Here is a 24,935-nt window from a genome sequence, read left to right as displayed (position 1 = left end):
CCTCCAATAAGGCGTATAACCCTGTATTGATCATTGCCATCAGCCCATGGCTCATTTCAATCAGGGAGTAACGACATGGACACAGCCAACCTTCTCGCCAACCTGTTTCCCGGTGCCGTAGACATTCCCCAGGCCTACCGCCTCGAAGGGCGGATCGAGCAACGCGAATACCTGGTCGATGGCATCCTGAAAACCTGGCAAGGGCCGCTGGCCGTGGTGCGCAGCCCCGTGTATCTGGCCGGCGAACAAGGTGACGAGCAGGTGATACTCGGCAGCACTCCGCTGCTGGATGCCGAAACCGCTCTCACGGCTCTGGACGCGGCTGTCCGCGCTTATGATCGTGGCCAGGGACAGTGGCCGACAATGCGCGTTGCCGAACGAATCCGTCACGTGGAAAGTTTCCTGGCACGCATGCGCGAACAACGCGAAACAGTGGTGAAGTTGTTGATGTGGGAGATCGGCAAAAACCTCAAGGACTCCCAGAAGGAATTCGATCGCACCTGTGACTACATCGTCGACACCATAAACGCCCTCAAGGAACTGGACCGTCGCTCCAGCCGCTTCGAACTGGAACAGGACACCCTCGGCCAGATCCGCCGCGTCCCCCTGGGCGTGGCGTTGTGCATGGGCCCCTACAATTACCCGCTGAACGAGACCTTCACCACGTTGATCCCTGCCCTGATCATGGGCAACACAGTGGTGTTCAAGCCGGCCAAGCTCGGTGTATTGCTCGTGCGCCCGCTGCTGGAAGCTTTCCGCGACAGTTTCCCGGCGGGGGTGATCAACGTGATCTACGGCAGCGGCCGGGAAACCGTCAGTGCATTGATGGCCAGCGGCAAGATCGACATCTTTGCTTTCATCGGGACCAACAAGGCGGCCAGCGACCTGAAAAAACTGCACCCGCGTCCGCACCGTTTGCGTGCCGCGCTGGGCCTGGATGCGAAGAACCCCGGTCTGGTCCTACCGGAAGTCGACCTGGACAACGCTGTCAGCGAGGCGCTGACCGGCTCGCTGTCGTTCAACGGCCAGCGCTGCACTGCATTGAAGATCCTGTTCGTCCACGAAGACATCGCACCGGCTTTCATCGAAAAATTCAACGCCAGGCTCGCCGCCTTGAAACCGGGCATGCCGTGGGAAGAGGGTGTGGCGTTGACGCCGCTGCCGGAGACAGGCAAGGTCGATTACCTGCACTCGCTCGTGGCTGACGCCGTGGCCAAAGGCGCCGCCGTAATGAACCCCCACGGCGGCGAGTCCCGCAGCTCATTCTTCTACCCGGCGGTGCTCTACCCGGTGAATACCGCGATGCGGGTCTACCACGAGGAGCAATTCGGCCCGGTCGTCCCCATCGTGCCGTACCGCGACCTCGATACCGTGGTCGACTATGTGCTTGAGTCCGACTTCGGCCAGCAACTGAGCATCTTCGGCACCAACCCAGCCCAAGTCGGCAGGCTGGTGGACACCTTCGCCAATCAGGTCGGGCGCATCAACATCAACGCCCAGTGTCAGCGTGGCCCGGACACCTTCCCGTTCAACGGTCGGAAAAACTCGGCCGAAGGCACGCTGTCCGTTCACGACGCGCTGCGCACCTTCTCGATCCGTACCCTGGTGGCGACCAAATTCCAGGAGAGCAACAAGGCGCTGATCAGCGACATCATTCGGGAGCGGGATTCGAACTTCCTCACCACCGACTACATCTTCTGATCCACGCCAACGGTGCGTGACTGCAGGGCCGGGCGGCGAGTCTTGAAGCCCCAGCCCTGCTGCATGCCGGCAGCCGCCAGCAGGATCGCTGCCACACCCAGCCATTGCAAAGGTTCAAGGCGATGGCCGAAGGCGAACCAATCCACGAAGATCGCCGCAATGGGATAAATGAAAGACAGCGCGCCGGTGATGGCGGTCGGCAGTCGCTGGATCGCGCTGTACAACAACACATACATCACACCGGTGTGAACCATGCCAAGTGTCACCAGGCTGGCCCAAGCCTCGAGCTGTTGCGGCATGGCCGAGAAGTTAGCCCAGGGTGCCAGCAGCAATACACCGGTACTGACCTGTATCAGCGCGATCAGATGCGGTGGCGTACCGCTCAGGCGCTTGATGATCAGCGCGGCGATGGCATACAGCAACGCCGCACCGAGCGCCAGGGCGATACCTGCCAGATAATCGTCACCGCCCTGCCCTTGCTCACCATGGGCGCTGACGATTGCCAGCATTCCAAGAAACGACACTGCCAGCCAGAACAGCTTTTGCGCAGTAATCTTTTCTCCCAAAAACAGGGCGGCCAGGCCCACCAGCATGAACGGTTGTACGTTATACACCGCCGTGCCGATGGCAATCGAAGCGCGGGAATAGGACGCGAACAACAGCACCCAGTTGCCAACGATTGCCACGCCGCTGAGCACCGCCAGCAGGAAAGCCGTGCGGCTCAGGATGTCCCGACGCAGGAATCCAAAACCGGCGCAAATCATCAACAAGGTTGCGGCGCCGAACACGCAACGCCAGAACACCACATCCAGCACCGGCAGGCCGGAAACCAGCACGAACCAGCCGATGGTTCCGGAAATCAACATGGCGGCGGTCATTTCCAGCGAACCGCGACGTAAGGTCTTGTCCATCTTCAGGCTCCTTCAGCAAGTGAGGCACAGTATGCCGGGCCATCCGCAGGCTTCTCCATAGCGTGAAAAAGGCTAAACTGCCTTTTGACCTTTTTTTTCAAGGCAGGAACAAGCATTCGCCTAACGGAGCCTGTATGACCGACGACATCGACCAGATCCTAATCGCTGCCTTGATGGAAGACTCCCGCCTCTCCCTCAAGGCCCTGGCGAACCTGAGCGGCCTGTCTTCCCCCAGCGTCGCCGAGCGCCTTCGCCGACTCGAAGAGCGTGGTGTACTCAGGGGATACACCGTTGAGGTTGACCCGAAAAGCTTCGGCTACCAGCTCCAGGCGATTGTGCGCATACGCCCGCTGCCGGGGCAGTTGCAGGAGGTGGAACGGCAAATCCAGGCCATCGCTGAACTCACCGAGTGCGACAAGGTGACCGGCGATGATTGCTTCATCGCCCGGCTCCACGTCCGTTCCATGGAGCAACTCGATACCCTCCTGGATAAGCTCAATGTGCTGGCCGAAACCAACACTGCCATCGTCAAGAAGACACCGGTCAAGCGACGCTTGCCACCGATGAACTGAGCGCAATCGCAGGTTCCGTGGGCAAAAAAAAGCCCGCCGAAAGGCGGGCTTCCAATGTGACAGAGCGATCAGTCGTCGCGGCCCATCAGACCAAACAACTGCAGCAGGCTGACGAACAGGTTGTAGATCGATACATACAGGCTGACGGTGGCCATGATGTAGTTGCGCTCGCCGCCGTGGATGATGGCACTGGTCTGGTACAGGATGCAGACCGACGAGAACAGGACGAAACCGGCGCTGATCGCCAGCTGCAGGCCGCTGATCTGGAAGAAGAAGCTGGCCAGCATCGCGCCCAGCAATACAAAGAAGCCAGCGGTGATGAAACCGCTCAGGAAACTCATGTCCTTGCGGGAAACCAGCACGTAGGCCGACAGCCCACCGAACACCAGTGCGGTCATGGCAAACGCCGCGCTGACCAGCTCGGCCCCACCCTGCATCTGCAGGTAGCGGTTGAGGATCGGGCCAAGCAGAAAGCCCATGAAACCGGTCAGCGCAAACGCCGACACCAGGCCCCAACCCGAATCACGGAGCTTGTTGGTCAGGAAGAAAAGGCCGTAGAAGCCGATCAGCACCACGAAGATGTTCGGGTAGCCGACACGCATCTGTTGGGCGACATAGGCCATCACACCGCTGAAAGCCAGCGTCAGTGCCAGCAGGCCATAAGTGTTGCGCAGGACACGGCTAACCTCTAGCTGCTCGGCCTGCACGCTGTTGTTCACTGCGTAATCCTGTTCGCGCATGGCGACACTCCTCCGGTTTTGAAACATTCAGTGGCAAGGATCATAACAGACGCTCTGTAACAAGCTACGTAGAGAGTTTGACAGTGTGTTTCATTCGGGTATTATGGCGCCCGCAATGCAATACGGAGGTGTGGCCGAGTGGTTTAAGGCAACGGTCTTGAAAACCGTCGACTGTAACAGGTCCATGAGTTCGAATCCCATCGCCTCCGCCATATTCATACGTTAGAGCCCTGATTATTCAGGGCTTTTTCGTGTCTGACGCTCGGAAAAAGATCGCAGTCTTCGGCAACCCTACAAGGAAAGAAAAAGTGACCAGCAAGACCATCAGCTCCCTCGTTGCGGCCATCATGGGTTTCATCCTGTTATTCGTAGTCTTCGGTAGTTGGTACACGGTCGACGAAACCGAGCGCGGTGTATTGCTGCGCAACGGTGCGCTGGTCGGGGTGGTGGAACCCGGACTGTCGTTCAAGATGCCCATGATCGAATCCGTCCGTCTGATCAGCATCCAGAGCCAGGTCACCTCCTATGACGACCTCCAGGCCTATAGCAAGGATCAGCAATCCGCCGAGCTCAAGGTCTCGGTGTCCTGGCATATCGCGCCTTCCGATGTCGCGAAGGTCTACACCCAATTCAAGGATCTCGAAGGCATCCGGGACCGGATGATCAGCCGGCAGGTGCCTACGCAGGTGGAAAACGTCTTCGGCAAGTTCAACGCCGTCGCCGCCGTGCAGAACCGCGTCCAGCTCGTCAATGACATTTCCACCGCCATCAAATCGACCATTACCGGGCCCGTGATCATCGACAGCGTACAGGTGGAAAACATCGACTTCAGCGACGCCTACGAAAAGGCCATCGAAGCGCGCATGGCGGCTGAAGTCCAGGTCAAGACCCGCGAGCAACAACTCGCCACCGAACAGGTCCAGGCCCAGATCCGCGTCACCCAGGCCCAGGCGGAAGCCGATTCGCAAGTTGCCCAGGCCAAGGCCGACGCCCTGGCTACCGAGCTTCGCGGCAAGGCCGAAGCCGAAGCGATCAAGGCCCGGGCCCAGGCTCTGGCCAGCAACCAGAACCTGGTGGAGCTGACCAAGGCCGAACGCTGGAATGGGGTGCTGCCGACCACCGTCCTGCCCAGCGGTGCCCTGCCCTTCATCGACACCCGGGCCGACAACCGATGACCCCGGCGGCGCGGCCTGCCCTGGCCGCGCCCCTCGTTTCGACCTGCTCCCGGCCAACACGGCCGTCCGCTTCGTTAGCGCTACACTGGCTTGAGTGACGATCCGAATCCAGCGTCAGCAGGGAGCTCAACGTGTACCCAGGCCAAGACCGACCAACGCGACAATTACCCCATCTATACCGCCTCATCCCATCGCATCAAGCCCCCCGAGAACCTGCCCGCCCCAGGTACCTGCCGCCTTTTCCGACCACAGCCCTGAACAGGAGCCCCCTGTGACGATACTGATTCAGAAATACAAGTGGCCTGCCCTTCTGGCTGTCGCGCTGCTGATTTTTTCGGCGTTGATGTTTTTCCTGATCAAGTCCTACACCTACGACACAACGACTTACTTCGAGTCCCGTGATTTCGTCCGGCAGCTCAAACAATCCGACGCCAACTGGAACGTCAAGATCCTGAAAAAGAAAATCGGGGTCAACAACGATCTGTCGTTGAGCCCCCCACCTGACCTGGACCATAGATGGCAGCAGTTGGAGCAACTCAACAGCACCGGTCCGCTGGCAACGCTCTGGGCATCCAGGCGCCAGGGTTATGTCGACGCGGTGAAGAACAAGACCGTGCTGGTAGATGAGTTCGAGCAGCACAACACAAGCTTGCGCGCAGCCCTGGACGCGCTGCCGACCGCGGAAGACGAGATTCAGAACCTGCTGGGCGAAATGAACAGCCCAGCCGCCTCGGAGCGCTTGGCTGCAGCCAACATCGTCCTCGATCTAACGCTGACGACCTTGGAATATGCGCTTTATGTCTCGGCGGACAAAGCCCGGGAATTACAAGGGCAGCTAACCGAACTGGACAACTACATCCATCAGTTGCCCGCCGCACAGCAGTCGCCATTCATCACACTTACGCGGCATGTCAGGACCATCCTCCAGGAACAGCCCATCGTCAACGATCTGCTCGAGCGTATCAGTGTCATTCCCGTCGCCCAGGGACTGGATAACATCAATGAGCTATTGAACGAGACACAACGCAGGACCGCCGCAACGGACCGGCAATATCATATTTACCTTGCCGTATGCGCCAGCCTGATGGCGTTGCTGATGATCTACCTCGCCGTGCGACTGGTTCGCAGCTACGCCGTCATCAACCAGATCAACCATCAGTTACAATTGTCCAACGACCGGCTGGAGGAGCGCGTGGCAGAGCGCACCCGCGAGCTCATGGAAGCCGAACGTGAACTGGTGGAGGCTGCTCGAATGGCCGGCATGGCGGAGATCGCCACGAATGTCTTGCACAACGTCGGGAACGTCCTCAACAGCGTGAATATTTCAGCGGAGCTGGTGACGCGCAAGCTTAAGAACAGCAGGACGCAGGGACTGGGAAAAGCGGTCAGGATGATGAATGAACATGCCGAGGATCTTGGCCAATTCATGACGCACGACGAAAAAGGCAAGTTGCTGCCCCGCTACTTCAACGAGTTGGTCGAATCCATAGCCGCCGAGCAGTCACTGCTCATCGAGGAACTGGCGCAACTGACCAAAAGCGTCGATCACATCAAGGAAATCGTCACCACTCAGCAGACCTATGCCGGAGCTGCGCGACTGATCGAACCGGTTAACATCGGTGATCTGTTCGAAGACGCGTTGCGTATGAACGCTGGAGCGCTGAGCCGGCACCATGTGGCCGTCATCAAGGATTACCAGGACGCCCCGACGATCATGGGCGACAAACACCGTTTGCTGCTGATCCTGATCAACCTGATCAGCAACGCCAAGTTCGCCATGTCCAAGGTCAGCGACCATCCACGGGAGATAACCCTGGGGATACGAATCGTCGATGACACCACGCTATGTCTGAGCGTCAAGGATCGCGGTGAAGGCATTGCGCCTGAAAACCTGGCCCGCATTTTCAACCACGGCTTCACCACCCGCAAGGATGGTCATGGGTTCGGTCTGCACAGTTGCGCGCTGGCAGCCGTTGAAATGAACGGCCGTCTCCTTGTCCATAGCGATGGACCAGGGCAAGGTGCCTTGTTCACATTGGAGATTCCGCTGGAGTTGGTGGAAGCCTGAGCCTCGGGGGCGGATGACAATGGTCATCGCGGACAAGCCAGGCTCCCACGGGGACCAGCGGGCTATTTATCGTTCACTGTCCGAACGCGGCGGCTTTTCCTGGCCGGCAACGCGGCGGCATATGCCAGCGCCTCTTCACGCGAAGCGAATGAACCCAACCGATCAGCCTGAGTACACACTCTCCAGGGTCCACTGTTCACGCTGAGAACGTCATAGCCGTTGATGTGCATTTTCGTCAGCATCGCGGTACTCATCGTCACCTCCTCGGATAAACCAGGGTTACGTCCAACGTAGAGTTACGTCGCCTACCTTACACTCAGTTCGCACCGGGATGCCAACCGGGCGTCGTAACATCTCTTGATGCCGAAGCCTGGTCAGTGAGCGTTCGAGTCCCATATCCAGTTCCACAGGCCCGGCAGGCGCACAGGCTGGCCCGCTTCCCGTACCGTACGGGCCATGGCCGCTCGTTCAAGCGCTTGGCGATCGTCATAAAAGGGCTTGGCATCGGTTCTCACGCCAGTGGCGCGGGCGCTGTCGAGGAGGATTTGCAGGTACTCACGAGCATGTCGAGCGGTATAGCGATTCAGGTCATGGAACGTCACCACCACCGGAATCACCCCGTCCACCACCGGCATCTGGCCGGCGGCGATGCGCTCACGTACTTCAGAAAGCTGGCGCACCATGTTAATTCGCCGCCGTGGACTGGCGGTGAATCCCCAGACCTTGCCGTCGTTGGCACTCAAGTCAGTCAGCAGCACGTGCATGCCATGTCGCTGATAGGCCGCGAAGGTTCGCCTGTCGTAACTCCAGAATGGCGGTCGTACCAGCGTCGGAGCGGAGCCGGTAATCGCAGCGATATCGGCCCCACCGTTGACAAGGGATTGCTCCAGCTCGTCGGGATCCAGGAACCGGTGATTGGTATGCCAATGGGTGGCCGTATGGAAGCCCAGTACGTGGCCTTCACGCTGTTCGCGGTGCATGACCGAGCGCCCGATGTCGCTGTCGCCGGCACGTGGGGCACGGGTCTGTACGAAAAACACTGCCTTGATTCCAGGCTGCACCGGGTTATGTGCCAGAGCGTCCAACACATCCAGGCTCGGGTTCCAGAAGGACGATGCACTGGGTCCGTCATCGAACGTCAGCAGGAAACGGATCGGGGGTTGCGCACGCAGGCGTTGTTCGGTTTGGGGCGTCAACTCGATGGGCGCCCCGATGCACCCCGACAAACCGCAAGCAAGCACCATAATGACCAGCACCCAGGCGATATTCCTCATGTTTTACCTTCTTATTAACACTGCATAGCCTCGCCTTCGATCCCTGGCCCGGGGTGCCGAAGCCCACCTTGGAGAAGGTTAACCGTGTTTGGTTCCACACAGCGAACGCTATCGGTGCGCTCCGCTTGCCGCCGCTCAATCCCGCCCTTTTCCGACCGCCTGGAAATCCGATGGAATTTTCCGGACGCCTCCGCATCCATCCGTATAGGACTAAATTAGGGAGGATTTATGGGCGGGCCATCGCTTTACATCATCGACTACATGCTCCATGGCGAACCGAAGTCATTCATCATTCGCGCCGAAGTGATGAATAACTCCGAGGCTTGGCATTGGGCCAGTTGCGACGCGGGTGTCGGGCGCATCCCCAAATTCGGGAGAGAAAAGGTCAAACGGGTCACCAAACCCCTTGCAGAGAAATATGGCATCACGGACGTGCGCTGGCGTGCGAGCGTCGCGCCGAGCTGGATCAAGGAATCCGGCTGACCCCACGAACCGGTCTGCGGCGCCCGGCTGTCCAGTCGGGCGCCGGAACCTGCGGCACAACGCCAATAACTCAACTACGCTTAATCGACAGTACGACCCGCCTGCAGCGGGCTTCGTACTGCCTGAACAATTCTGAAAACGGAGGTGCGACATGTCAGAGAAAGAGTCCATCACCACCCTGCTCACCTTGCTGGACTCGCGCCAGGCCCGATTGACGGCAGCTTGCAAGGAAATCGCCGACTGGGTCGACCATCACGGTGGCCATCCTACCGCCGTGCGCATCCGGGACCGGCTCAACGACATCGAAAAGGATGCTCCGTCGATCCAGCATGCCCTGTCATCGCTCAAGCCTGTCGAACGACCCTTGCCCAAATTTCGCTAGCGTTACGCGTCAGACACGCGTTCTCCTGAGTTCTATCCATTGAAAGCCGATGGAACGCAGCGGGTTTTTGCCCCTCGATATTGAAACAAGGGCAAAAAAACGCCAAAGGAGATTCATCATGAACGCCAAAGTCCTGCTGCTGTGGGTGGCCTGCTCGAGTCCCACCGTCGTGATGGCGCAAGGTTGCGATGTCATCACCCGATCACAGAGCCAATCGGTGTCGGAAATCGAAACCCGTAGCTGTTATGAATACAAAGGCGTCCCCGCCGAGGCCATCGGCTGGTCGTGCAGCAACGAAAGCAAGGGAACCCTGAGCACCAGGAAAACGCCCGTCGAACGCTGCGCTGAAGGCTATGTGGCGACATGCGAGGCCAGGCTCACCCAGGAAGCCCTGGCTAACCCGCGTTCGACCAGCAAAGACACCACGGGCGGCTCGGCCAACATCCCCGACAACGCCCGAGTCACTTGGTACCACTACGGTGCCGAGCACTTGCAGCAAGCGCAAAAAGACTGCGAAACCAATGGTGGCCGCTGGCAGAACCGCTGACGCGCCTGCACTAGCCTTTACTGTGCTCCGGCGACGACGGTCCTTCCTTGACACCTCGCGGCCCGGCCACACCCCAGATGATCAAGCCCAATACCGGCAGAATGATCAGCAAAAGGGCCCAACCGGCCTTGGTGCCGGCCGACTTGTCGCTGCGAAAGACACTGACGATCGCCCACAGATCCACGAGCAGCAAAAGCACCGCAACGGCAATCCAGAAATAGCTGGCTAACTCAGACATGGCCTAATCCTCGTGTGAAGTCTATGGATTAGGCATGGGCACTGCGGCACCGTTCAAAGAATCTGCCCTTGCTGGCACGGGCCACTAGGTAGAGCGCTCGTTTAGATAACCGACCCATTGCTCATAGGCTTCATGCTGACGCCTGACAGCCTCTTCCCAGGCCGTTCCGGTCATCTGGTGCGCGCAAATGAGGGACATCATTTCCGATGTCGCCGTCTCGAGCTCCACTAAAAGCTCATGGGACTTGATTTTGAAGTCTTCAACAGTGGTCATCTGGCCTCTCCCCACTGCCCGGGGTAACTATCCACACAACATGGATGCCGTTTTTCCCATCTGATTCATTTTAGGCGATGGCCGGTCAGCCGATGCATGTGGCCTCACAGACTCAGACGAAATGCGCCGCCGCAGCCTCATGGATCGAAATCAATGTCAGTCTTTCCCGCTTGGCCGCGGTCGTACCGCTAAGGAGCCGGAAAATCGTTGGGCATGCGAACGAGACCCGCGCCTTATATTTCAGTTATATTTCATTTTTATGACAGCCATTGCCGGACGAGCCCATGAAAATTCGAGCGACCGTCATCTGCCAGGAAAACCGCCAGATCCTGTTGGTCCGCAAACCCAACAGCCGCTGGGCGCTACCGGGCGGAGCCGTCGAGCGTGGCGAAACCCACGCCGACGCAGCGATCAGAGAGCTTGAGGAAGAAACCGGGCTCGGGGCCGAAAACCTGCTTTACCTGATGCGTATCAATGATGGCGACACTGAACATCATGTCTTCGAGGTTTCGGTCAGCGATGTCAGTGCGGCCAGACCGCAAAATGAAATCAGCGATTGTTTCTGGTGCCCGCTGGATACCCTTGCACAGGTGCAGATGAAAAAAGGCACACGTGAGATTCTGGAAGCGTTTCGGCGACGGTTGTAACGTTTTCCACCAGCAAATCGGCAAACAAAAAGGGTTGCATGAAAAACATGCAACCCTTTGTTCTAAATGGTGCCCGAAGCCGGAATCGAACCGGCACGCCCTTACGAGCGGGGGATTTTAAGTCCCATGCGTCTACCAGTTTCGCCATTCGGGCGGTAGCGCGGCCAGGCTTCGTGGCGTTGTCGGATAGCGGATCTGACAGGATCGAAGCCGGTGCAACAGAAGGGACGAAATATATACATCCCTCCCCGACGAAGCAAGGTCGCTCATGCTCTTTCGAGGCAAAAACCTTCATTGCTGCGTAAATAAAAAAGCTCTGTAAATCAAAGATCTACAGAGCTTTTTGAAAGTGGAGGCCGAAGTCGGAATCGAACCGGCGTAGGTGGATTTGCAATCCACTGCATAACCATTTTGCTATTCGGCCTCAGTACGCTTGATGTAAATGAAACCATCAACCGTGTACAAACCTGATCAGGAGAGATTCAGCTTGATTAAAGCGCTATCTCCTTGAAAACATTGAGTTTTTTTACCTCTCAATGCGTTCGATGGGCGCAATTATGTACTCATTTCCCAAAGCTGACAACCCCTTGATTTCAAAAAAAAATCGCTCGGCGCGTCGACCTCCTTTCCCCCGGTTCACTCGCACGGCAGGCGCTTCCATCACCGCCAGAACCGGGCGACACCGCCTCATCGGAAACCGTGAACGTCGATGGAACGACCGCCGTCCCACTGGTTCATTCCTTATGTCGCCTCCGGTTCTATAAGGAAAATCATCATGACCGAACGTCCACCACTGGTTGCGAGCCGGGCTGCGGTACCGAGTCCGTCGCGACCCAATCTCGACACACCTGAACGTGCAGTGTCACTGCTGGCCGGTACGTTGCTGATTGCCAACGGCCTGCGCCAAGGCGGACTCAAGGGTTGGCCGCAAGTATTGTTGGGGGCTTGTGCGGCCTGGCGTGCTTATTCGGGCACCTGCCGGGTGAAGCAGGCGCTGACCCATACGCCGTTCGAACAGGCCTTCGAGCAGGATCGAGGCTGGGACGGGAGTAAGGTGATCTCGCGCAGCGTCACCATAGGCAAGCCCAGGGAGGAAGTCTTCGCGTTCTGCCGCAACCCCGCCAACCTGGGCGCGCTGGTGCCCTGGGTCGATGAGATCGAGCAGACCGGCGAACGCACCTACCGCTGGACGGCTCATGGCCCGAAGGACAGAACCCTGCATTGCGTGCTCGAACAGCAAGAACCCAAGGAGGGTCGCAAACTGCACTGGATTGCCGGACCTGATACGCGCTTCAAACACGATATCCAGATGCATTTCAGCGACGCGCCAAGCGGCCGGGGCACGCAGATCAAAGTCATCGTTGCCTGCAAGACATCTTTCGGGGCAGCCGGGTATGCCTTGGCCGCCGCCATCTCCAAGTTCTCGGACAAGGCCCTGCTGAACCTGCTTCGCGGCATCAAGCAGCAATTGGAAACGGGTGAAGTCACCACCAACAGGATGCGTCCCCAGGGCACGGAAGATTTCCTGTTCATCCACCCGGCAACCGCCCCGTCCACTGCCCCGTCCACAGGAGGAACTGTCTGATGCGCGCATTGACCTGGCAAGGCCCCAACAAACTGCAAGTCGACACAGTCGACGATCCGACCATTCTCAATCCCCGCGACGCCATCGTGCGCGTGATGCTGTCCTCGGTCTGCGGTTCCGACCTGCATCTGCTGGGCGGTTACGTGCCGACCATGCAAGCCGGCGACATTATCGGCCACGAATTCATGGGCGAAGTGGTGGAAACCGGAGCGGCCGTCACGCAGTTCAAGAAAGGTGACCGCGTCGTCACGGTGTCGATTCTCGGTTGCGGCCAGTGCGAGCACTGCCAGCGCTCGGACTTCTCCTGCTGCGACAACTCCAACCCCAACCCCACAGCCACGGACATCGCCTACGGCCAGCCGGCGTGCGGCATCATCGGCTACAGCCACGCCTTCGGTGGTTTCGCGGGCAGCCATGCGACGTACATCCGCGTGCCGTATGCCGACGTGAACCTGTTCACGATTCCCGACGGTGTGAGCGACGAACAGGCGGTGTTTGTCTCCGACGCAGTGCCCACCGGCTACTTCGCCGCCGATAACGCCAATATTCAGCGCGGCGACACGGTGGCAGTCTGGGGCTGTGGCGGGGTCGGTCTGATGGCGATTTCCAGTGCCTACCTACTGGGAGCGGAACGGGTGATCGCCATCGACCGCTTCCCTGATCGCTTGCGCCTGGCGGAAGAAAAAGCGGCTGCCATCACACTCAACTACGAAACCACTGACGTGCATGCTGCCCTGCTGGAACTGACCGGTGGCCGTGGTCCGGATCGCTGCATCGATTGCGTCGGCATGGAAGCCCATGGCACCGAGGTCGATTACTACTACGACAAGACCAAGCAGATGATGCGCCTGCACACCGAGCGCGGAACCGTGCTGCGTCAGTCGATCCGCGCTTGCCGCAAGGGCGGCACGGTGTCGGTGGTCGGGGTGTATGGCGGCCTGCTGGACAAGTTTCCGATGGGAGCGATCGTCAATAAGTCCTTGACCCTGCGCTCGGGCCAGCAGCCTGGGCAACGCTACGTGCCGAGGCTGTTCGAACATATCCGCAAAGGCGAACTCGACCCTTCCTATTTGCTGACACACCCCATGGGGCTGGAGCAATCGGTGCAGGGTTACGAAATGTTCAAGGACAAGCGCGAGAACTGTTTGCGGGCCGTATTCCGGCCCGAGTGATGCGCTACGGCATGGGCCCAGGGGTTGCCGGGCTATCGGTCAGCAGCAAGACATCCGATGCCCGGCAGGGAATATCCCGAGGTATTTTTTCCTTGCCAGGATCGACACTCTGTCGGATAAGACACAGCCTCATCCGCCTTCAAGAGTCAGTCCATGCCCCGCTCCGGTATTTCCCAGGGTTCGAGCGTCCGATTACTGGTTTACCTGTTATTCGCGATCCAGCTGGTGTCCATGGGCGCCATGGAGATGAGCGGGCCGTTCTGGCCCGTTCATCTGCGCCAGTTGACCGCTGATGACGCTGTGTTCAGCTTCGCCAGTACTGCGGTGTATGTCGGCCCGATGCTGGGCATCATTCTGACCAGTGCCTTCTGGGGCCGTATCGGCGATCGCTATGGTCATAAACTGATGATGATCCGGGCATTGGCCGGGTTGTCTCTGACCCAACTGGGTCTGGCGCTGAGCAACGACGTCTGGGTGATCCTGATACTGCGTTTCCTGCAAGGTGCGTTCGCCGGCTATATCGCCCCAGCCCAGGCCTATGGCGTCAGCATCGAAGCGCCGTCGAGACGGGCCAGGCTGTTTGCCATCCTGCAGATATCCACCAACGTCGGCTCATTGATGGGCGCAGTGATCGGTGGACTGATTCTGGACCATGCCTCTTTTTTCTGGATCAACATCGTTGCGTCCGCCCTGTGCGCGCTGTGCACGCTGGTGGCGGCACTGACCTTGCCGAATGTACCGCCGATCAAGAAGGCCCCCGATACCGACCGGCCATCCAGCTCCCTGCCCGTAAAACGGTCCAACCCGGCGATCATTTCGTTGCTGGGTATCATGGGACTTCTGTTGTTGGCGCGGATGCTGCCGCAGACGTCGTTTTCGCTGTACGTAAGCTCGACCTTCGAGGTGAGCAACGCGATGGTCGGGCTCTGCTACGGCTTGCTCGCCCTGGGGTTCATTCTTTGCGCCACGTCTTGGTCGCGTTACTTCGAACACCGCAACGCGACACAAACGCTGCATGCCATCACCCTGATCGTCATGGGGTGCATGGTATTGACGGCCACGGCCGGCCTGACGCGTCAGCCGCTGGTCTTTGCCCTCGCTTATTTCGTCTGGGGCCTGCTGCTGGGCGCCACCACGCCGGTGTTGACGGCGCTCGTGTCCAAGAGCACCGACAACAGCCGCCAGGGCCAGGTGCTGGGGTTGGTGCAGGGTGTGTCGCAGACGGCCTCCATCCTTGGCATTTCCCTGGGCGCGTTGCTCAGCCAGGTCTACGGCCTGCAGTACACCTATCTTTATGTTTGCGTGGCCTATGGTGCTGTCCTGATCCCCCTGGCCCTGCTGCGCCATCGACCGGCCGGGCTGGCTGCGTGCGAAGCACGAACGGATTAGAGTCCGTCCCCCAGCCCGTCCCCCTCTTCGCAAGAGGACCTTGCATGAAGCCGAGCGCCTCCACTACTATTGGGAATAATTCTCACTATCAAAAAAAATATAACCAGTCATGAGCGATCAAGGGTCAGCGGTCAACGATTGTCATCTGCGCACCGTCGCAGACCTCTACAGCGGTCACCATGGCTGGTTGTACAACCGCCTCTATCGAAAACTGGGTAACGCGCTGGACGCTGCGGACCTGGCGCATGACACCTTTATCCGCATTCTCGCCTCGAAGGTGGCGGTCATTGAAGAACCGCGGGCGTACCTGAGCTGCGTAGCGGGCGGCATCCTGGTCAACTGGTTCCAGCGCAAGGCACTGGAGCGCGCTTACCTCAAGGCGCTGGCGTTGCTGCCCGAGCCTGAAGCACCCTCGCCGGAACGACGCCTGCTGGTGCTGGAAACCCTGCATGAAATCGATGCCATGCTCGACAGCCTTCCAGGGCCGGTCAAGCGGGCATTTCTGCTGTCACAGATCAGCGGCCTGAAATACGACGACATCGCCAGTCAACTGGGGGTCTCGCTGATTACGGTCAAGCGCTACATGAAACAGGCCTTCCTGCACTGCCTGATGCTGGTGGATTGAATGCTGCGACGCGATAGCCATACCCTCGATTCACACATCCTCAACGAAGCGGCCGACTGGCTGATGCGCCTGAGCGAAGGCAACGTCAACGATGCCGAACGCCATGCCTGGGAGCGTTGGCGCGCCAGCAGCCCGGCGCACAGCGAGGCCTGGGCACGGGCCGAGTTGTTGCTGAGCAAATTGCAAAGCCTGCCCCCAGCCCTCGCGATGCCTGCGCTGGATCGTCCCGGCAATCCCGAGCGACGGGCCGCCATGGGCAAACTGGCCGCCCTGCTCGCCCTGGCGCCGCTGGCCTGGGGTAGCTGGAAGCTGAACGAGTGGCAACAATGGACTGCCGATTACCGTGCACCGGTGGGTGAGCGCCGCGACCTGACACTCAACGACGGCACCCTTGTCACGTTGAACACCGACACAGCAATCGACGTGTACTTCGATTCACACCAGCGCCTGCTGTTGTTGCGCCGCGGCGAGATACTGATTCAGACCGCGGCGGATCCTTCTCCGGTGCCCCGCCCGTTCAAAGTGCAGACCGAGCAAGGCCGGATGCAGGCCCTCGGCACCCGGTTCAGTGTGCGTGAAGAAACCGGACATACTCGCCTCGCCGTCATGGAAGGCGCGGTGCGCATCGAATTGAAGGGCCTCGAGGAAAAAGTCGTCAGCGCGGGCCAGAGCAGCGGCTTCACCGCGTTTGCCATCGACGCCGTCAAGCCCGTCGATAAATCGGCACTGGCCTGGACCCGTGGCATGTTGATGGCGGACAACATGCGCCTGGCCGACTTCATCGACGAACTGGCCCGCTATCGCAACGGCGTGCTGCGTTGCGATCCGGCCATCGCCAACCTGCGAATCTCCGGCGCCTTCCCCATCAACGACACCCGACGCACCTTGAACATGCTCACCCAGACCTATCCCATCAACGTCACCTCCCGCCTCGGTGACTACTGGCTCATGTTGGCTCCGGCGTGACCCTGAAAAAATAATCACGCGCAGGTGATACTTTTTTCGATCCTGGCTGGCTAGAGAACAAAACCCTCTGAACAGGATCATCGCACCATGCCCGTTGCCCGCCTCCTGCGCTCGGATCGCAAGCTGAATCTGGCGATTCGCAGCGCAATGCTCAGCATTGCCATTTCGACCTCAAGCCCGGTTGTCTGGGCCGCGACGGGCAACACGCTGGACAACGTCGCCAGTCAGTCCTACAGCATTCAACCCGGTCCATTGGGGCCGACGCTGTCGGCATTCGCCGTGCAGGCGGGTATCGCCTTGTCGTTCGAACCTTCGCTGACCCAAGGGCTGACGAGCCCTGGCCTGTCCGGCCAGTTCACTGCGCGCGAAGCGTTTACCCGGCTGCTGGCCGGCAGCGGCCTCGACCTGGTGGCGCGTGAGGATGGCAGCTACACCTTGCAGAAGCGCGGCGCCAACGGCGAGTTGACCCTGTCGGAAACCACCATCAACGCCAGCGAGACCCGCCCGGGGGACCTGCAGCCAGTCTACAGCGGCGGCCAGGTTGCCCGTGGCGGTCGGGTCGGCTTGCTGGGCAACAAGGATCTGATGGACACCCCGTTCAGTGTCAGCAACTACACCTCGACCTTGATGCGGGATCAGCAGGCGGTGACCGCCGCCGATGTACTGGAACGTGACTCTTCGGTGCGCTCCACCGGACAGACCGGGGGCATCGTCGACTCATTCTTCATCCGTGGCTTCCCGGTGGGCGAAGGCAACCTCGGCGAGTTGGCGTTCGACGGTGTGTATGGCGTGGCACCCAACTACCGGATATTCACCGAATATGCCGAGCGCATCGAAGTGATCAAGGGCCCGGCGGCGCTGCTGTATGGCATGTCGCCCAACAGCGGCGTCGGTGGCGTGATCAACATCGTGCCCAAACGTTCGCTGGACGAAGACCTGACCCGCGTCACCGCCAGCTACGCCATGGATACTCAGGCTGGCGGCCACGTCGATGTCAGCCGTCGCTTCGGCGAGGAGCGACGCTTCGGTGTGCGGGTCAACGGCAGTCTCCAGGGCGGCGACACAGCGATCGACAAGCAGTCCCGGGACGTCGGGATCGGTTCGATTTCCCTGGATTACCAGGGGGACAGATTCAGAACCAGCCTGGATCTGATCAGCCAGGAAGAAGAATGGGACGCGCCTTCCCGACCGTTCCAGATCGCCAGTGGCGTCGAGATACCGTCCGCCGCCAATGGACGCAGCAACGTCACCCAGGAATGGGCCAGGTCAAAGACTCGCGACAAATCCGCGCTGCTCAGCGGCGAGTACGATCTGAACGATAACCTGACGGTCTTCGGGCACGCCGGTGGCGGCAAGTCCGATGTGGCCCGGTTGTCGGACCAGACGCCCATGATCCTCAACGACGCGGGGGACACTCGCTCGACACCCGGCTATTACAAATTCGAGGTGGAGCGCTACACCGTGGACGCCGGCGCCCGGGCTCGCTTTGACACCGGTCCGGTCAGCCATAGCGCGACGGTGCAGGTCAGCCGCTATCGCGATGAACTGCGCCGAGGCATTAACTCCGGGGCCCCGGTGTTCTCGAACATCTACCACCCGGTAGAACGCGATAAGCCGTCCATTGCATCGCCGGATGTGGCGAAAGTCTCTGACACCGAACTGTCCGGCGCAGCGTTGGCCGATACGATGTCGATTCTGGATGAACGAGTGCAGGTAACCCTTGGCCTGCGCAAGCAACGCGTCGAATCGCATAACTACAACACCACCACCGGAGCCCGCACCACGCCTTCCTACGATGAAGAAGCCACCACGCCATTGTTCGGCGCAGTGATCAAGCCTTGGGAGCATGTGTCGTTTTACTACAACTACATAGAAGGTCTGAGCAAGGGCGACATCGCGCCAAGCACGGCAAACAACGGCGATCAAATTTTCAAACCCTACATCTCCCGCCAACAGGAAGTCGGGGTCAAGGTCGATTACGGTACCTTCACCTCAACCCTGGCGCTGTTCCAGGTCAAGAAACCCAGTGGTGAACTCATCAACAATACCTTTTCGGTCGAGGGTGAACAGCGCAACCGCGGTATCGAGCTGAACCTGTTCGGCGAAGTCCGCGAAGGCACCCGCCTGTTGGGCGGTGTCACCCTGCTGGACGCTGAGCTGACCAAAAGCGGCACCGCGGCTAATCGTGGCAACAAACCGGTGGGCGTACCGGAAGTGCAGGCCAACCTCTGGGCCGAATGGGACACCCCCTGGGTCCAGGGTGTGACCCTCACGGGCGGCGCGATCTACACCGGCAGCCAATATGTCGACCAGGCCAACAGCCGGGAGCTCGACCCCTGGACCCGTTTCGATGCCGGCGCCCGCTACAGCACCGTGCTCGACGGTCGACCCACGACGTTCCGCGCCACGGTGCAGAATGTCTTCGACCGCGAATACTGGTCCGGCGTCGCTTCCTACGGAGCCTTCTCCCAAGGCGCGCCCCGTACCTTATTGCTCTCGGCCACGGTCGACTTCTGAGTGTTCCCGGTCGCCAACAAGGTTTCGTACATGCTATCCAGTACTCGAACACGCCCGTCGTTCATCGCAGGATGCCTGGGGTCCGTTGCTCTGCTGCTGAGCGGCTTTGCCTATTCCGATACGGCCCCGGACACCGTGCAAAAAACCAACGTGACCGACCTTCAAGGCCGACAGGTCCAGGTCCGCATTCCTGTCCGGCGGGTCATCCTCGGCGAAGGCCGCCAACTGTATCTGGTGGCGGCCCTGGACACCGACAATCCGCTCCGGCGCATCGTCGGTTGGCGCAAGGACATGATCCAGTCCGATCCGGACACCTACGGTGCCTATCTGCGTCACTATCCGGCCATTGCCCAAATCCCGACCTTCGGTGGTTTCGAGGACGGCACGTTCGACATCGAGCAAGCGATCAGCCAGCAACCGGACGTGATCATCCTCAACGTAGAAGCCCAGCACGCGACCGAGGATGCGCGCTACATCGAGAAGCTCGACGCCCTCGGCATCCCCGTGGTGTATGTGGACTTTCGCAACAACCCGATGCAGAACACCGAACCGACCATGCGCCTGTTCGGCCAGTTGTTCGGTGAAGAAGCCCGAGCCGAAGCGTTCATCGCCTTTCGCAATCAGCAGATTCGCCGGGTCACCGATGTGCTGGAGGCCAGGCAGCCGCCCAGGCCCAAGGTGTTCATCGAGCGCATCGGCGGCTATACCGAAGACTGCTGTCTGAGCTTTGGCAATGAGAATTTCGGTCGTTTCGTCGAACTGGCCGGCGGCCGCAACATCGCCAGCGCCATTATTCCCAACACCTTCGGCCAGTTGAACCCGGAACAGGTGATCGTTGCCGACCCGGAGCAAGTCGTGATCACCAGTGCCAACTGGGAAGCCTTCGCCCCCGGTGGACATTGGGTGGGAGTCGGTCCCGGAGCCGATCTGGCCGAGGCCCGGCGCAAACTCCAGTGGTATACCCGACGCCCCGCCTACGCAGGTATCAAGGCCCAGCAGACCCAGGGCTTTCACGCGATCTGGCATCAGTTCTATAACAGCCCCTACCAGTTCATCGCCATCCAACAGTTGGCCAAGTGGCTGCATCCGGATCTGTTCGCCGACCTGGACCCCGATGCGACGTTTCGTGAATTCCATGAACGCTTCCTGCCGTTGCCCTACGAGCCCGGTTACTTCGTCAGCCTCAAACCCGCGCAGGCCCAGCCATGAATGGTCGTGTCGAGGTCTCCCTGGGTACGATCTATCGACAGCAAGTCTGGCGAAAGCGGCTGATGCTGGCGGCGCTGACGGTGTTGCTGCTGTTCAGCGTGTTGCTGGACCTGGCCCTTGGCCCAGCCAGCTACGGCCTGGAAGAAGTACTCACAGCGCTCTTTACACCCGACGCTGCCGCGCCTCAGGTACGCGTGGTGATGTGGGACATCCGCCTGCCGGTGGCCCTGATGGCCGTTGCGGTAGGCGCCGCCCTTTCCCTGGCCGGCGCGCAGATGCAGACGATCCTCAACAACCCGCTGGCGAGTCCCTTCACCCTGGGACTCTCCGCCGCGGCCAGTTTCGGCGCTGCCCTTGGGCTTGCGTTCGGCGTGGCGCTGGTGCCCGTGATCGCTCAATACATGGTGCCGCTCAACGCGTTCTTGATGGCGATGCTCTCGGCTCTGTTGATTCATGTACTGAGCCTTCGCAGAGGCATGACCAGTGAAACCATCGTGCTGCTGGGCATTGCCCTGGTTTTCACCTTCAATGCATTGCTGGCGCTGGTTCAATTCTTCGCGACCGAGCAAGCCGTGGCTGCCGTGGTGTTCTGGACAATGGGCAGCCTGACCAAGGCCACCTGGCCGAAACTGGGTGTGACCTGCCTGGTCATTCTGGTCACGCTTCCCCTGTTCGCTCGCCGTGCCTGGGCCATGACCGCCCTGCGACTGGGGGATGATAAGGCCGCGAGCTTCGGTATCAACGTGCGCAGGCTGCGCTGGCAGACGCTGGTCATGGTCAGCCTGCTGGCGTCCTTTCCCGTGGCCTTTGTCGGCACCATCGGCTTCATCGGCCTGGTGGGCCCCCACATCGCCCGGATGCTGATCGGTGAAGACCAACGGTTTTTCCTGCCGGCCTCGCTGCTGACCGGCGCCCTGATCCTGTCGGCCAGTTCGGTGGTGAGCAAGACCCTGATACCTGGGGCGATCTTTCCCATCGGCGTGGTCACCTCCCTGATCGGCGTGCCGTTTTTCATCTCACTCATCCTTGGCGGGAAGAAGCAGTCATGGTGACCCTTCAATTGGAGCATCTGGGCGCCGGGTATGGCGGCCGATCGATCCTCGACAATGTCAACACGCCCTTGTTTTGCGCCGGAGAAGTGGTCGCCGTCATCGGGCCCAACGCCGCCGGCAAATCCACGCTGTTCAAACGCATCGCCGGTCTTGTCCCGGGACCCGGCCGGGTTCGCCTGGAAGGTTCCATCAAAGGCCAGGCGGGCATCTGCTACATGCCCCAGAACCTCAACGCCAACGCTCGGTTGACGGTCTACGAATCAGTGCTGCTGGCCCGCAAGCAACAGGCTCCCGGCTGGGTCGTGCAAGCGAACGAACTGCAGGTGGTGGATCGCATCCTCGAATCCCTGGGTATCAGCGACCTGTCGTTCCGTAACCTCGGCGAACTCAGCGGCGGTCAGCAACAACTGGTGTCCATTGCCCAGACGCTGGTGCGCGAGCCCGAGGTCCTGCTGATGGACGAGCCCACCAGTGCCCTGGACATGCACCGCCAGGTCCAGGTCCTGACGTTCATGCGCAGCCTCGCCCGTCAGCACGGGATGATCGTGTTCATCGCCCTTCATGACCTGAACCAGGCGCTGCGCTTCGCCGACCAGGTATTGGTCATCGCCCGAGGCACCTTGCAAGGCAGCGGCCCGAGCGAAGAGGTGATTACCGAGCAGATGTTGCGCAACATCTACCGGGTCGAGGCAAGGATCGAACAGTGTTCCAGAGGGGAGCGGCACGTGATTGTCGACAGCGTGGTCTGAGCCACCGGGCCCGAGCGCTCCGGCAGTCGCGGCCCACCGCCATTGCAGGTAACATATCGGCCTTCCCCGCAGCCTCTGCGACCTGCCCAATAAGCTCATTCCATGCCTTTTGAACTCAGCGTCGACCTCACAACCCTCGCCATCCTTGCCATTGTCGCGTTCATTGCCGGCTTCATCGACGCCATCGCCGGGGGCGGTGGCCTGTTGACCACGCCCGCCCTGCTGACCGCCGGACTGCCGCCGCATCTGGTGCTGGGGACCAACAAACTCAGCTCGACGTTCGGCTCGGCCACGGCCAGCTTCACGTTCTACCGACGCAAGCTGTTCCATCCAAGGCAATGGACCCATGCGCTCGTCGGCACATTGGTCGGCGCCCTGACCGGCGCCATCGTCGCCCATTACCTGCCTGCCGAATGGCTGAACAAGATGTTGCCGGTGATCGTCTTCGCCTGCGGCCTGTACCTGTTGTTCGGCGGCACGCCCAAGGCACCGCTGGACAGCGACGCGCCGATCAAGAAAACCTGGCAATCATCCCAAGGCTTCAGCCTGGGCTTCTACGATGGCGTCGCGGGGCCCGGCACTGGCGCGTTCTGGACCGTCAGCAGCCTGCTGCTCTACCCCATCGACCTGGTCAAGGCCAGCGGCGTGGCTCGCAGCATGAACTTCGTCAGCAACATCGCGGCGCTGGCGGTGTTCATCTTTTCCGGGCAAGTGGACTGGATCATTGGCCTGAGCATGGGCCTGTCGGTCATGGTTGGCGCATTCTTCGGGGCTCGCACCGCCATCAGCGGCGGCGCGAAGTTCATCCGGCCGGTGTTCATCACCGTAGTGCTGAGCCTGACCGTGCGCCTAGCCTGGCAGCACTGGTTCAGCGTGGCCTAGACGCCACGCCACGTAAAGGTCGATCAGGTAACGGGCGATCGAACGCGAGGCCGGCAACGGCGGCAGGTCGTGGATGCTGAACCATCGGGCATCCTCGATTTCTTCTTCCTGGCACACGATTTCACCGCCGGCATATTCGGCATGGAAACCCAGCATCATCGAATGAGGGAACGGCCAGCATTGGCTGCCCACGTACTGGATGTTCTTCACCTCGATGCTGACTTCCTCCCGCACCTCCCGGATCAGGCAATCCTCGGCCGACTCGCCCGGCTCGGCAAACCCCGCCAGGGTGCTGTAGATACCGGTGACGAAGCGCGGCGAACGGGCCAGCAGGACCTCATCGCCCCGGGTGATCAGCACGATCATGCTCGGCGACAATCGCGGGTAATGCCGCAGGTCGCAGACGTCGCAATACATTGCCCGCTCCAAGGGAATCTGGACCATGCGCTTGCCGCAACTGCCGCAGAAACGGTGTTCTCTGGCCCAGGTGCCGATCTGCGCCGCATAGCCCAGCACCTTGTAGAGCGTGTGGTCATCCTCCAGCATAAAGGCCCGCAGGCCCTTCCAGTTGCAACCGGGAATATCCAGGGGGCTGTGTAGCTCCAGCAGGTAGACCGGCTCGCCGTCCAGGTGGCCGATGCCGTGCTCGGCGAGCACCGACAGGTCCTGGCGCTTGAGCCATTCGCGCGGAAACAGCGGGCCGTTGTCGTCGAACAAAAAGCCTTCCGGGCTGCGGGCCACGGCCCAGCCGCCCGCCAGATCGGTATCGAGTACTGCGGTGCTCCAGCGTGGAATCATGATGGTCAATCCAGAAATTCGGGTTTCTGTTTGCTCATATGGGCGGCCATGGCCACGCGCAGGTCGGTCGATTGCAACATGGCGGCGTTCCAGGTGGCGACGTATTCCAACCCGTCGTCGATGCGGTGATCGCGCATGTAGCTGATCATTTCCTTGGTGCCGGTCACGGCAATCGGCGACTTGGCGGCGATGTCCCGGGCGATACCCATGACGCCGTCGAGCAGGCTGGCGGTGTCGGCATAGACGCGATTGACCAGGCCGATGCTGCGTGCTTCGTCGGCACCGAACGTACGCCCCGTATAAGCGAGTTCACGCAGCATGCCGTCCCCGATGATCCGGGGCAAGCGTTGCAATGTGCCAACATCGGCCGCCATGCCGATATCGATCTCCTTGATGGAGAACTGGGCATCCTCGGCGGCATAGCGCATGTCGCAGGCGGAGATTAGGTCGATGGCCCCGCCCAGGCAGTAACCCTGGACCGCGGCGAGCACCGGTTTGCGGCAATTGTCCACCGCATTGAACGAGGCTTGCAGTTGCAGGATCTTGCGCCGCAGCACGCGCGCGTTGCGTCCCACATCCTTGCCCAGTTCATTGGCCACGCCGGCCAACATCATCAGGTCGATGCCCGAGGAAAAATGTTTGCCGGCCCCGCTCAATACCACCACCCGCACTTCATCGGTGTCGTCGACCCATTGGAAAATCTCGATGATCTCGCTCCAGAACGCCGCGTTCATCGCATTGATCTTGTCCGGGCGATTGATCTGCACATGGGCGATGTTGTCCGCGAGTTCGACGTTGAACGCTTGGTATTGCGACATGGCAGTGATCCTTTACCGGCTGGGAAGAGGCCTGAACTATAGCAAGGCATTACGACAGGTCGTAGACAGTGCATCGGCCAAAAACGGGACCTGGCCGCCAGGCAACCCAAGGAGAATCTTGTGGCGAGGGGATAAATCACCTCGCCACAAGACCCTGTTCAG

Annotated in this window: 26 protein-coding genes and 3 tRNA genes; 19 read left to right on the top strand and 10 right to left on the bottom strand. The window is 60.2% G+C overall.

Annotation, left to right across the window (positions count from 1 at the left end; translation table 11 throughout):
* Positions 1-75: 75 nt before the first annotated feature.
* Positions 76-1,701: an NADP-dependent glyceraldehyde-3-phosphate dehydrogenase gene (locus LCU97_RS05195; RefSeq protein WP_232775750.1), complete on the top strand. Its 1,626-nt coding sequence runs from the start codon at positions 76-78 to the stop codon at positions 1,699-1,701.
* On the opposite strand, the gene LCU97_RS05190 is transcribed toward LCU97_RS05195, so the two are convergent.
* Positions 1,689-2,612, bottom strand: coding sequence for a DMT family transporter (locus LCU97_RS05190; protein ID WP_232775749.1), 924 nt, complete (start codon positions 2,610-2,612; stop codon positions 1,689-1,691). The two genes, LCU97_RS05195 and LCU97_RS05190, sit on opposite strands and share 13 nt — an antisense overlap.
* Positions 2,613-2,746: 134 nt before the next feature.
* On the opposite strand from LCU97_RS05190, the gene LCU97_RS05185 reads away from it, so the two are divergent.
* A complete protein-coding gene (locus LCU97_RS05185) occupies positions 2,747-3,184 on the top strand; it encodes an Lrp/AsnC family transcriptional regulator (RefSeq protein ID WP_232775748.1) in 438 nt (145 codons plus the stop codon).
* 68 nt (positions 3,185-3,252) lie between these two features.
* Here the strand turns inward: LCU97_RS05185 and LCU97_RS05180 are convergent, their stop codons facing one another.
* The gene (locus tag LCU97_RS05180; protein ID WP_232775747.1) at positions 3,253-3,924 is read right to left on the bottom strand and encodes a Bax inhibitor-1/YccA family protein; all 672 of its coding nucleotides are present in this window, start codon (positions 3,922-3,924) and stop codon (positions 3,253-3,255) included.
* Between the two features lie 124 nt (positions 3,925-4,048).
* Here LCU97_RS05180 and LCU97_RS05175 point away from each other — a divergent pair.
* The 3 genes from LCU97_RS05175 (at position 4,049) to LCU97_RS05165 (ending at position 7,167) form a co-directional block, all read left to right on the top strand.
* A tRNA-Ser gene (locus tag LCU97_RS05175) sits at positions 4,049-4,136 on the top strand.
* Positions 4,137-4,232: 96 nt separating this feature from the next.
* Complete coding sequence (locus LCU97_RS05170) at positions 4,233-5,099, top strand: SPFH domain-containing protein (protein ID WP_082339728.1); 867 nt, start codon at positions 4,233-4,235, stop codon at positions 5,097-5,099.
* Positions 5,100-5,370: 271 nt separating this feature from the next.
* Complete coding sequence (locus LCU97_RS05165) at positions 5,371-7,167, top strand: DAHL domain-containing protein (protein ID WP_232775746.1); 1,797 nt, start codon at positions 5,371-5,373, stop codon at positions 7,165-7,167.
* Between the two features lie 62 nt (positions 7,168-7,229).
* On the opposite strand, the gene LCU97_RS05160 is transcribed toward LCU97_RS05165, so the two are convergent.
* Both LCU97_RS05160 and LCU97_RS05155 read right to left on the bottom strand, forming a co-directional pair.
* Positions 7,230-7,421 carry a hypothetical protein gene (locus tag LCU97_RS05160; protein WP_053151000.1) on the bottom strand — a complete coding sequence of 64 codons (192 nt, stop codon included), beginning with the start codon at positions 7,419-7,421 and terminating at the stop codon, positions 7,230-7,232.
* Between the two features lie 120 nt (positions 7,422-7,541).
* Complete coding sequence (locus tag LCU97_RS05155; RefSeq protein ID WP_232775745.1) at positions 7,542-8,441, bottom strand: polysaccharide deacetylase family protein; 900 nt, start codon at positions 8,439-8,441, stop codon at positions 7,542-7,544.
* A 228-nt stretch (positions 8,442-8,669) separates the two neighbouring features.
* Here LCU97_RS05155 and LCU97_RS05150 point away from each other — a divergent pair, with 228 nt between their 5' ends.
* From LCU97_RS05150 to LCU97_RS05140, 3 genes are all read left to right on the top strand, one after another.
* Positions 8,670-8,924 carry a DUF6555 family protein gene (locus tag LCU97_RS05150; protein WP_041022040.1) on the top strand — a complete coding sequence of 85 codons (255 nt, stop codon included), beginning with the start codon at positions 8,670-8,672 and terminating at the stop codon, positions 8,922-8,924.
* Between the two features lie 151 nt (positions 8,925-9,075).
* Complete coding sequence (locus LCU97_RS05145) at positions 9,076-9,306, top strand: hypothetical protein (RefSeq protein ID WP_053150995.1); 231 nt, start codon at positions 9,076-9,078, stop codon at positions 9,304-9,306.
* Between the two features lie 118 nt (positions 9,307-9,424).
* Positions 9,425-9,853: a hypothetical protein gene (locus tag LCU97_RS05140; protein ID WP_053150992.1), complete on the top strand. Its 429-nt coding sequence runs from the start codon at positions 9,425-9,427 to the stop codon at positions 9,851-9,853.
* A 10-nt stretch (positions 9,854-9,863) separates the two neighbouring features.
* Here LCU97_RS05140 and LCU97_RS05135 read toward each other — a convergent pair whose 3' ends face one another.
* Both LCU97_RS05135 and LCU97_RS05130 read right to left on the bottom strand, forming a co-directional pair.
* Complete coding sequence (locus LCU97_RS05135) at positions 9,864-10,091, bottom strand: PLD nuclease N-terminal domain-containing protein (RefSeq protein WP_053150989.1); 228 nt, start codon at positions 10,089-10,091, stop codon at positions 9,864-9,866.
* A gap of 84 nt (positions 10,092-10,175) precedes the next feature.
* Positions 10,176-10,364 (bottom strand): hypothetical protein, encoded by a 189-nt coding sequence (locus LCU97_RS05130; RefSeq protein WP_053150987.1) that lies wholly within the window; start codon positions 10,362-10,364, stop codon positions 10,176-10,178.
* Positions 10,365-10,648: 284 nt separating this feature from the next.
* On the opposite strand from LCU97_RS05130, the gene LCU97_RS05125 reads away from it, so the two are divergent.
* Positions 10,649-11,011 (top strand): NUDIX hydrolase, encoded by a 363-nt coding sequence (locus LCU97_RS05125; RefSeq protein ID WP_053150983.1) that lies wholly within the window; start codon positions 10,649-10,651, stop codon positions 11,009-11,011.
* Between the two features lie 67 nt (positions 11,012-11,078).
* On the opposite strand, the gene LCU97_RS05120 is transcribed toward LCU97_RS05125, so the two are convergent.
* Positions 11,079-11,165 (bottom strand) — tRNA-Leu (locus LCU97_RS05120).
* Between the two features lie 196 nt (positions 11,166-11,361).
* Positions 11,362-11,435 (bottom strand) — tRNA-Cys (locus tag LCU97_RS05115).
* Positions 11,436-11,786: 351 nt separating this feature from the next.
* Between LCU97_RS05115 and LCU97_RS05110 the strand changes: the two genes are divergently transcribed.
* The 10 genes from LCU97_RS05110 (at position 11,787) to LCU97_RS05065 (ending at position 23,157) form a co-directional block, all read left to right on the top strand.
* Positions 11,787-12,596: an SRPBCC family protein gene (locus tag LCU97_RS05110; protein WP_053150980.1), complete on the top strand. Its 810-nt coding sequence runs from the start codon at positions 11,787-11,789 to the stop codon at positions 12,594-12,596.
* Positions 12,596-13,768, top strand: a complete 1,173-nt coding sequence (locus LCU97_RS05105) for a zinc-dependent alcohol dehydrogenase (RefSeq protein ID WP_053150977.1) — start codon at positions 12,596-12,598, stop codon at positions 13,766-13,768. The genes LCU97_RS05110 and LCU97_RS05105 overlap by 1 nt, the downstream gene beginning before the upstream one ends.
* Before the next feature lie 153 nt (positions 13,769-13,921).
* A complete protein-coding gene (locus LCU97_RS05100; protein WP_232775744.1) occupies positions 13,922-15,157 on the top strand; it encodes an MFS transporter in 1,236 nt (411 codons plus the stop codon).
* A gap of 109 nt (positions 15,158-15,266) precedes the next feature.
* Entirely contained in the window at positions 15,267-15,782 is a 516-nt protein-coding gene (locus LCU97_RS05095; protein ID WP_053150972.1) for a sigma-70 family RNA polymerase sigma factor, read from the top strand.
* Positions 15,783-16,748, top strand: coding sequence for a FecR domain-containing protein (locus LCU97_RS05090; RefSeq protein WP_232775743.1), 966 nt, complete (start codon positions 15,783-15,785; stop codon positions 16,746-16,748).
* Between the two features lie 87 nt (positions 16,749-16,835).
* A complete protein-coding gene (locus tag LCU97_RS05085) occupies positions 16,836-19,265 on the top strand; it encodes a TonB-dependent receptor (RefSeq protein WP_232775742.1) in 2,430 nt (809 codons plus the stop codon).
* A gap of 30 nt (positions 19,266-19,295) precedes the next feature.
* Positions 19,296-20,474, top strand: a complete 1,179-nt coding sequence (locus tag LCU97_RS05080) for an ABC transporter substrate-binding protein (RefSeq protein WP_232775741.1) — start codon at positions 19,296-19,298, stop codon at positions 20,472-20,474.
* Entirely contained in the window at positions 20,471-21,526 is a 1,056-nt protein-coding gene (locus LCU97_RS05075; RefSeq protein ID WP_053150964.1) for a FecCD family ABC transporter permease, read from the top strand. Before LCU97_RS05080 ends, LCU97_RS05075 begins: the two co-directional genes overlap by 4 nt.
* A complete protein-coding gene (locus LCU97_RS05070; protein WP_232775740.1) occupies positions 21,520-22,275 on the top strand; it encodes an ABC transporter ATP-binding protein in 756 nt (251 codons plus the stop codon). Before LCU97_RS05075 ends, LCU97_RS05070 begins: the two co-directional genes overlap by 7 nt.
* Before the next feature lie 102 nt (positions 22,276-22,377).
* Positions 22,378-23,157: a TSUP family transporter gene (locus LCU97_RS05065; RefSeq protein WP_232775739.1), complete on the top strand. Its 780-nt coding sequence runs from the start codon at positions 22,378-22,380 to the stop codon at positions 23,155-23,157.
* Here LCU97_RS05065 and nudC read toward each other — a convergent pair.
* Both nudC and LCU97_RS05055 read right to left on the bottom strand, forming a co-directional pair.
* Positions 23,125-23,955, bottom strand: a complete 831-nt coding sequence (nudC, locus tag LCU97_RS05060) for an NAD(+) diphosphatase (protein ID WP_232775738.1) — start codon at positions 23,953-23,955, stop codon at positions 23,125-23,127. The genes LCU97_RS05065 and nudC overlap by 33 nt on opposite strands.
* Positions 23,956-23,960: 5 nt before the next feature.
* Positions 23,961-24,773: a crotonase/enoyl-CoA hydratase family protein gene (locus LCU97_RS05055; protein WP_053150953.1), complete on the bottom strand. Its 813-nt coding sequence runs from the start codon at positions 24,771-24,773 to the stop codon at positions 23,961-23,963.
* Positions 24,774-24,935 lie beyond the last annotated feature (162 nt).

It is taken from the genome of Pseudomonas uvaldensis (assembly GCF_021271205.1).
Taxonomy (GTDB): domain Bacteria; phylum Pseudomonadota; class Gammaproteobacteria; order Pseudomonadales; family Pseudomonadaceae; genus Aquipseudomonas; species Aquipseudomonas uvaldensis.
The sequence above is the reverse complement of the archived record's forward strand: the minus strand, read 5'-3'. Positions and strand labels throughout refer to the sequence as shown.

What these genes read in the sequence shown, in the direction of transcription:
- LCU97_RS05180 (WP_232775747.1), bottom strand. Translation starts at nt 3,924, where the DNA reads ATGCGCGAACAGGATTACGCAGTGAACAACAGCGTGCAGGCCGAGCAG.
- LCU97_RS05190 (WP_232775749.1), bottom strand. Translation starts at nt 2,612, where the DNA reads ATGGACAAGACCTTACGTCGCGGTTCGCTGGAAATGACCGCCGCCATG.
- LCU97_RS05140 (WP_053150992.1), top strand. Translation starts at nt 9,425, where the DNA reads ATGAACGCCAAAGTCCTGCTGCTGTGGGTGGCCTGCTCGAGTCCCACC.
- LCU97_RS05130 (WP_053150987.1), bottom strand. Translation starts at nt 10,364, where the DNA reads ATGACCACTGTTGAAGACTTCAAAATCAAGTCCCATGAGCTTTTAGTG.
- LCU97_RS05085 (WP_232775742.1), top strand. Translation starts at nt 16,836, where the DNA reads ATGCCCGTTGCCCGCCTCCTGCGCTCGGATCGCAAGCTGAATCTGGCG.
- LCU97_RS05080 (WP_232775741.1), top strand. Translation starts at nt 19,296, where the DNA reads ATGCTATCCAGTACTCGAACACGCCCGTCGTTCATCGCAGGATGCCTG.
- LCU97_RS05125 (WP_053150983.1), top strand. Translation starts at nt 10,649, where the DNA reads ATGAAAATTCGAGCGACCGTCATCTGCCAGGAAAACCGCCAGATCCTG.
- nudC (WP_232775738.1), bottom strand. Translation starts at nt 23,955, where the DNA reads ATGATTCCACGCTGGAGCACCGCAGTACTCGATACCGATCTGGCGGGC.
- LCU97_RS05055 (WP_053150953.1), bottom strand. Translation starts at nt 24,773, where the DNA reads ATGTCGCAATACCAAGCGTTCAACGTCGAACTCGCGGACAACATCGCC.
- LCU97_RS05095 (WP_053150972.1), top strand. Translation starts at nt 15,267, where the DNA reads ATGAGCGATCAAGGGTCAGCGGTCAACGATTGTCATCTGCGCACCGTC.
- LCU97_RS05135 (WP_053150989.1), bottom strand. Translation starts at nt 10,091, where the DNA reads ATGTCTGAGTTAGCCAGCTATTTCTGGATTGCCGTTGCGGTGCTTTTG.
- LCU97_RS05065 (WP_232775739.1), top strand. Translation starts at nt 22,378, where the DNA reads ATGCCTTTTGAACTCAGCGTCGACCTCACAACCCTCGCCATCCTTGCC.
- LCU97_RS05155 (WP_232775745.1), bottom strand. Translation starts at nt 8,441, where the DNA reads ATGAGGAATATCGCCTGGGTGCTGGTCATTATGGTGCTTGCTTGCGGT.
- LCU97_RS05150 (WP_041022040.1), top strand. Translation starts at nt 8,670, where the DNA reads ATGGGCGGGCCATCGCTTTACATCATCGACTACATGCTCCATGGCGAA.
- LCU97_RS05110 (WP_053150980.1), top strand. Translation starts at nt 11,787, where the DNA reads ATGACCGAACGTCCACCACTGGTTGCGAGCCGGGCTGCGGTACCGAGT.
- LCU97_RS05145 (WP_053150995.1), top strand. Translation starts at nt 9,076, where the DNA reads ATGTCAGAGAAAGAGTCCATCACCACCCTGCTCACCTTGCTGGACTCG.
- LCU97_RS05105 (WP_053150977.1), top strand. Translation starts at nt 12,596, where the DNA reads ATGCGCGCATTGACCTGGCAAGGCCCCAACAAACTGCAAGTCGACACA.
- LCU97_RS05185 (WP_232775748.1), top strand. Translation starts at nt 2,747, where the DNA reads ATGACCGACGACATCGACCAGATCCTAATCGCTGCCTTGATGGAAGAC.
- LCU97_RS05100 (WP_232775744.1), top strand. Translation starts at nt 13,922, where the DNA reads ATGCCCCGCTCCGGTATTTCCCAGGGTTCGAGCGTCCGATTACTGGTT.
- LCU97_RS05160 (WP_053151000.1), bottom strand. Translation starts at nt 7,421, where the DNA reads ATGAGTACCGCGATGCTGACGAAAATGCACATCAACGGCTATGACGTT.
- LCU97_RS05070 (WP_232775740.1), top strand. Translation starts at nt 21,520, where the DNA reads ATGGTGACCCTTCAATTGGAGCATCTGGGCGCCGGGTATGGCGGCCGA.
- LCU97_RS05075 (WP_053150964.1), top strand. Translation starts at nt 20,471, where the DNA reads ATGAATGGTCGTGTCGAGGTCTCCCTGGGTACGATCTATCGACAGCAA.
- LCU97_RS05090 (WP_232775743.1), top strand. Translation starts at nt 15,783, where the DNA reads ATGCTGCGACGCGATAGCCATACCCTCGATTCACACATCCTCAACGAA.
- LCU97_RS05195 (WP_232775750.1), top strand. Translation starts at nt 76, where the DNA reads ATGGACACAGCCAACCTTCTCGCCAACCTGTTTCCCGGTGCCGTAGAC.